This is a genomic window from Nocardiopsis listeri, from assembly GCF_020741345.1.
Taxonomy (GTDB): Bacteria; Actinomycetota; Actinomycetes; order Streptosporangiales; family Streptosporangiaceae; genus Nocardiopsis; species Nocardiopsis listeri_A.
On the sequence record NZ_DYZD01000051.1, the window covers coordinates 1 to 6,321 of the forward strand.

Annotated in this window: 2 protein-coding genes; both read right to left on the bottom strand. The window is 69.1% G+C overall.

Annotation, left to right across the window (positions count from 1 at the left end):
- On the bottom strand, positions 1-6,065 hold a 6,065-nt coding region (locus K8V84_RS02800), incomplete at its 3' end, for an ADP-ribosyltransferase (protein WP_304069937.1).
- 21 nt (positions 6,066-6,086) lie between these two features.
- On the bottom strand, positions 6,087-6,321 hold a 235-nt coding region (locus K8V84_RS02805), incomplete at its 5' end, for a hypothetical protein (RefSeq protein ID WP_304069940.1).

Below are 6,321 nucleotides of genomic sequence, written 5' to 3' on the forward strand. Positions count from 1 at the left end.
ACACCGAGCTGCTCCCGAACGGCACCAAGCGCCGCGGCGTCCCCGGGAGCCACCAACTGTTCGTTGCCCGTACCGCGAGCGAACACGTCGACGGCCAGAGAAAACCGCTCGAACACCTCGAATCGCCGCGGATCGTTCTCGGTCAGACCGGGGTCGAGGATCCGGAGGATGTCCGACTTCACTTCGGCGGAGAGCTCGGCGACCCGTGGTGGCCGCGTGTGATCCGATGTGCCGTGCTCCACCATCGAGGTGATCGTGTCGAGGTACCCGTTCAGCACGACGGGGTCGCGGTGTTTGTAATGCCTTCCGTCGGCTCCGCGCCTCAGCCATCCGTTGCCCATGAGGCCGTAACCATGGTCATCGTCGCCGGAACGCACCGCATTGGCGTCCCGGCTCCCTCGGAAGACCGTGCTCGAATCGAAGTACTCATCGAGTAGCCCCAGCAAGTGCGCGGTCTCATGGACGCCCGCTTCCACCGGGAACAACGCGTTCCAGGTATCGGTGTCCATGCTGCTCTCCCCCGGCCGGGAAGCCAGGTAGATCTCATGGTGGACCTGGTCATCGGGGGTGGAATCGTCGGCCAGGAGGATGCGGATGTGCAACTGGTCCCCGCTCCCGGGTGGGGGCGACTCGGTGCCCGAGACCGAACCGGCCACCTCCATGTCGTCCAGGTCCGGTCTGCTCCCCTCTCCGAAGAGGGTGTTGAACAGGTCGTCACCGAGTTTGTGCACCCGAGTGCCGTTCGCACCCACGACGGTTCCGTCCCCGCGGATTCGGAAGCGCCGGTTCCACATGGCGTCCAGCGTGGCCGTGTACTCCCGTAGGTAGGTCTCGTACTGCTCTGGCGTCGTGGTGCCTTCGTCGCGGTGGATCCGCGGGCGGAAGGTGAGCTCCAGGGCATGGGTCGGGCCTCCCTGCGTTCGTTTCTCCTCAGGGATGGGGATCCGTGCCCATTCGAACCTACGGGCGGCCCACCGGGGGTTCATTTCGGCCTTGACGAACCGTTCCGGATCACCGGACCGGGCGTCGGGGTTGTCCACCACCGTCGCCGGGTCGACCGGGTCACCACCGGGGCCGATGTCCAGTGGTCGGGCCGCGCGGGAGTCGATCCCGGGATCGGCCAATGCGGCGCTCACGTTCGGCCCGCCCACCTGGTGGACGGGCACACCGGCCCGTGTACCCTCCCACACGGACGGATCCACCAGGCCGGTATGCACCTGAGCGGGCGCGACGCTCTGGGGGTCGACCCACCGGCGCGCCGGACGCGGTTCCACCATCGTCTCGATCCGGTCCAGTGTCCGCCGCGCCACGTACGGGCGGTCCTCACCGCGTACCGGGTCCCCGTCCAGCATCCCCAGCCGACGCAGCACCTCGCCGATCCCCCGGCCGTCGGTGTCCGGCCCCAGAGCCGGTGGCGGTGAACCATCGGCCGCGGACGGCGCCGGGGACCAGGACACCCAGGCGTGCACACCATCAAGCGTGCCCGACGTCACCGGAACGACGGTCACGTTCAGTTGCCGCCCACCACGCGGCAACACGAACTTGTCGTTGAACATCGCCTCGACGTGCTGGTTCAGGGCCCGCGACGCGGCGGCCTGGGCCTGCTTGTCCATACCGGATTGAGCGGGAAGGCTCAGGACCCGCAGCTTCACGTCAAGAACCGAGGACGGCCCTCCGTCATCGTCACCCTCACGGTGGATCTCCCTCGTGGTGGACTCGAAGAAGAGGTTTTGGATCCGCACCCGGGCACGCATCGGACCCTTCTCGGTGTTCACATCGACCGTCAACGGCGGCGCGTCCGCAGGTGGCTTCAGGGTGTCCGCGAAAGGTCCCGAGAACCTTCGCACCTGTGGCTTCGACTCCTGGCCCCACTGGTCGGAGCCGGGCAGGTTCGCCACACGCGGCGCGGGGTCACCGGGTCGGTGGTTGACGGGCGGCCCGAACATCGGAGCGCCGGCGGTCTCCGGGACCGGAGTCCGCGTGACGGCGGTCACCGTCCGGTCCGCGACTGGATCCGCGGACCGCGTGGCGGGCGGGTGCGCGGAGGCGACCTCCGGTGGATCGAACCGCACCGTTCGTCCCGTCTCCAGGGGAGCCGTCCGCTGCCCGATCCGTCCGCCCGAATCGGTGAACCCGCCATGCTGGTCGCCGCCCGTGCGGTCATGCCTGGAATCGTGGTGGCCGCCGTTGCCGTCGAAGCGGCTGGATGTCGTGGCGCCCTCGCGAGCGGCGGGCAGGGAGTCGGGGGCGACCTCGACCATCATGTGCCATTGCCCGTCGCGATGAACGGCGTCGACGATCGACCACTCCAGATCACGGCCGAGCACGAGCTCCCGCTCCTGAACACCGTAGGTGGACAGCCGTTCCATCCAGATGGCGGGTGTGCCCGCGGGAATCCGCATGTAGAGCACCGCCTCGTTGTTGTCGAAGGACGGGGCGGCGCGTCCCAGGGCGGTGGAGAGGTAGCCCCTTTCGTGGAAGCGGGTTCCTTGGTCCACCATGTCCTGGGGAGACATGGGCAGGTGACTGATTCCCATGCCGCGGGTCACCATGACGTCCTCGGGCACCGGCCTTCCGGCCAGCGCCCGGTCCATCCTCCGGATGTACTGCCGGGTCTCGGAGTCGAGGCGACCGCCGGAGCGAAGCGCGGTGTTCATCTGGCGGTAGGTGCCCGCAGCCGTATAGGCGCGAACCGCGTCCGCCTCGCGTTCGGGTAGGTCTTGTACGTATCCGTCCCAGTGGTCACGGCCGAACCCGATCGCCTCCGCGTTGTCGGCGAACGTGCGAACGCGCGGCGCAGTGGTGCCGACCCCCCAGAGACCGTCGAATTCCAGCAGTCCACCGACGACGGGCGGCAGCCCCGTGCCCGCCGGTCCGGACAAGAAGGGGTTATGCGTGGGGATTCCCGGAACATGGGGGTGCGGGTTCCTCTGGACCGGCTGGGCGGGAGCGGCGTCTGATTCGTCGGAGTGGTAAAAGGCGTCTTCGGAGCTCTGGTCGTCGAGGTCGTCCAGGGTCCAGTCGCCATCGATGGGCGCGCGGTCGCCCGGTCCTTGGTGGGTTGACGGGTGGCCGGAGGTCGGCCGCGAAGGGTACCCGCCGTAGCCGCCGCCCCCTTGAGGGGTCGGGGACGTGGACGGGGAGAAATCGAAGATCTCACCGTCGTCGGCCGGGGTCGGGTACTGACCATTGGAGCCGTCGTCATAGTCCGCGAAGCCGTCGTCGTAGGAGCGACGGTAGTGGAACCGATCGGCGAGGTTCACCGAGAGGGCGGGGGTGTCGCCAGGGGAGGGAAGAACGTCGTCGAGCGCGTACCGGTACTCGGTGAGGTCGGCGATGACCTCACCGATCGTGGGAGGTTGATCCTTGCCCCCCTTGGGGTCCTGCAAGGCTCCCAGGTCCAATCCCCTGGGAGGGTTCCCCCGCCACGGATCATCGAGGTCGACGGGTTCGGACTCGGTCCGCGAAGGTGCGGGCGGGTCGTCGTACAGGCCTCCGAGCTCGTCGAGGTCGGTGAGTGGGGACGGTGTCCGAGGGGCCTCGGTCGTGTCCTCGTGCGGACCGTCGGCGACCTCGGACCCGACCCGCTCGGGGTCGGACTCGGGTACCCGATCCGTCATGGGACGATCCGGGTCGCTCTGGGTGTCGATCCTGTTCGAGTCCGCGGACGAATCGGTATCGCCGGTGGTGCGGACCGGACCGGCGTCCGGGGAGTGGGACGGTGCGTCCGCTTCGGAGGACGGGGCCTGTGTCCGCGCTGCCTGGGAGGCGGTGCCCTCGCCGCGTGGGGTCGAGCCGGGCCGGGAGGCTCCCGCACCGTCACCACCCTGCGCGGGCGGGGGCGTCCCCGTCATCGCGGACGGAGCGCCCGTGAACCCGTCCCCGGCGACCGGGACGTCGAACGGGTGGTCGCGTACCTCGTCCGTGTCGGTTACGTCCTGCGGCGTCCCGGTGTCGGGAGGGGCGACGACGCCCGAGGGCCCGTCGACGAGCGGCGTGTCCCCGCCGTCGTCCTCGAACCGGGACATGGACGGATCCTCCATGCGCGGGGGCGGAGCGGCGGGGGCGTCCGTACCGCCGGTGTCCTGGCCCTGGGACGCCCCGGACGGTGGCTCCACCGTCGGGTCGCCACCGTCCCGAGCCGTGACCGGAACCTCGGGACGCGACGGCACGTCCGGCGGTGGCACCGGGCGCACGCGCTCGTCGGTGTCGGGTACGTCTCCGCTCCCGGGCGAGTCGGCGGGGTTCCGGAGATCGGCGTTTTCGGCCTCGGGGGTTCCAGGGCCCGCGTCGGCGTCCGACTGCGCCTCGCCGCCCTCGGGCCCATTGCCGCGCCCAGGGGCACCCGAGCCTCCCCCACTTCCGGAGCCACCGGTTCCTCCGGAGCCGCCCGTGCTCCCACCACCGGTCGACGCCTCGGAGTCGTTGGCGGCGCCCACGGAATCCGATTCCATGACCGGCGGGGGCGGGGCGTCCACCGTCGTGTTGGACCCGAACAGGTTCTCCAGGGCGTCCAGGCCCTTGATGCCGCCCAGGACGCCGCCCGTGGTCAGGGCCACGTTCGCAGCCCCGGCTACGGCCGACATTCCGTTCGCGTCGAACTTGTGGTCCTCTGAGAGGACCATGTTGCTGAACCCCTCGCCCAGGTAGTTCGACCCGGCCGCTTCGGCGACGTTGGTGCCGAAGTGCGCGGCGGTGCGCCGCCAGTTGTCGGCGAATTCCGTCAAGCCTTTGGCGGTCCCCTCGGGCAGGGTCTGGGACAGGAAGGCACGGGTCTCCGGCGACAGTTGTCGACCTCCCAGGCCCGTGGGCGCGTCGTCCAGCACCCGCGCGAGGGAGCCACCGATGTCGCGTGTACCCCAGTTGGCGATGAAGGTGTCGGCGTAGTTCCGGCCGAGGTCGCGCGCGGCGTCGCGGCCGAGCCGGTCACCGAGGTTGCTCTCGAACACCTTCCCGACGTCGTCGCGAAATCGCGCCGTGGTGGCGACGTTGTCCCAGGGTCTGGGGTTGCGCCCGAAGGGCCGTGCCAGGTCGGAGGCGTTGCGGGCGAGCGCGTCGGCCATGTCGTCGGCGAGGCGCGGCGGCACCGTTTCGGGTGTTCTCACGGGGGGCGGCGGACCGTTGACGTCTGCGGCGTCGGTGCGGGACGGCGGTACCGGCGCGCCATCGCCTCCACCGGAGGTCGGTTGCGGGGTCGGTTCGTCGCGGCCTCCCTTGGGCGTCGGTGTGCCTCCGAGCTGGTCGTCCCCACCGATCTTCGGCGACGGCGCCCCGTTCCCAGGGAGGTCTTCGGGACCCGGCCCCCTGCCTCCAACGTGCGACGGCGCGGTGTCCGGCTCGATTTTGAAGTAGTTCTTGAGGATGCCGCCGAAGTTGTCGGTGATCCAATCGGCGAACCTCCCACCGAGCCAGCTGAACCCGGCCGAGAAGAGACCATCGAAGACGCCGCCGACACCCGCCGCCGTGCTGAGCTCGTCGTCGTTGCCCTTCCTGTTGCCCTTGGCTATCTGGGCCCGCTGAATGAGCTGGTCCATGGTCATCGCGAAGGTGACGCTGACCACCAGGTGCACTAACAACGTGTTGAACAGGAATCTCAGCAGCTGCTGGATGGCCAGGCTGGCGATCCGCTCGAAGACGGGGATCATCGTCAGGCTCGCCCCGAAGGTCCACTTGGCCATGGCGATGGCCCAGGCGATCTCCAGGGCGAGCTGGATCAGCTGCCCGATGATCATCCACTTCACGTACTCGACCTGGTTGGCCGCCTCACGAACGAAGTCGGCGAGCTGGTGGGCCGCGTCTGCGGCGGCCTTGACGTAGTTGGTGTTCCCCGCCGTGAACTTGTCGATCGATTCTTCGAAGTAGTCGGCGGCACGACTGTCGAAGGTGGTGCGTACCCGGCGCTTGACAGAGGTGACGAGCGGCGGGATCTCGGTTTCGATCCGGCCGCCCGTCTGGTCGAGGAGATCGGCGAGTGCACGCAGCGTCGTTTCGTCCGCGGTGAACCACTTCGAGCCCGTCAGCCCGTAGAAAAGGTTTCGCAGACCCGACGGCAACTGCATTCCCATACCGGTACCCCCCGTTGTTCCTTATCGCCGACCGTGCCCGCCGCCGGGCATACCTCCGGGACCGCCGAGACCGTCGGGAGAGTCGGGCAGGTCCTGGAAGAGGTTGCTGGAGATGTCCTCGTTGCCCAGCTCGGCCCTGCGATACTGCTCAGCGGTGTGGATGGTGTTGGCGGCCGTCTCCCGGAACACGTCGACGAGGATGCCGACGTAGTCCTGGAAGTCCCGTTCGCCGGGGACGAACTTGTCCTCGAAGAGG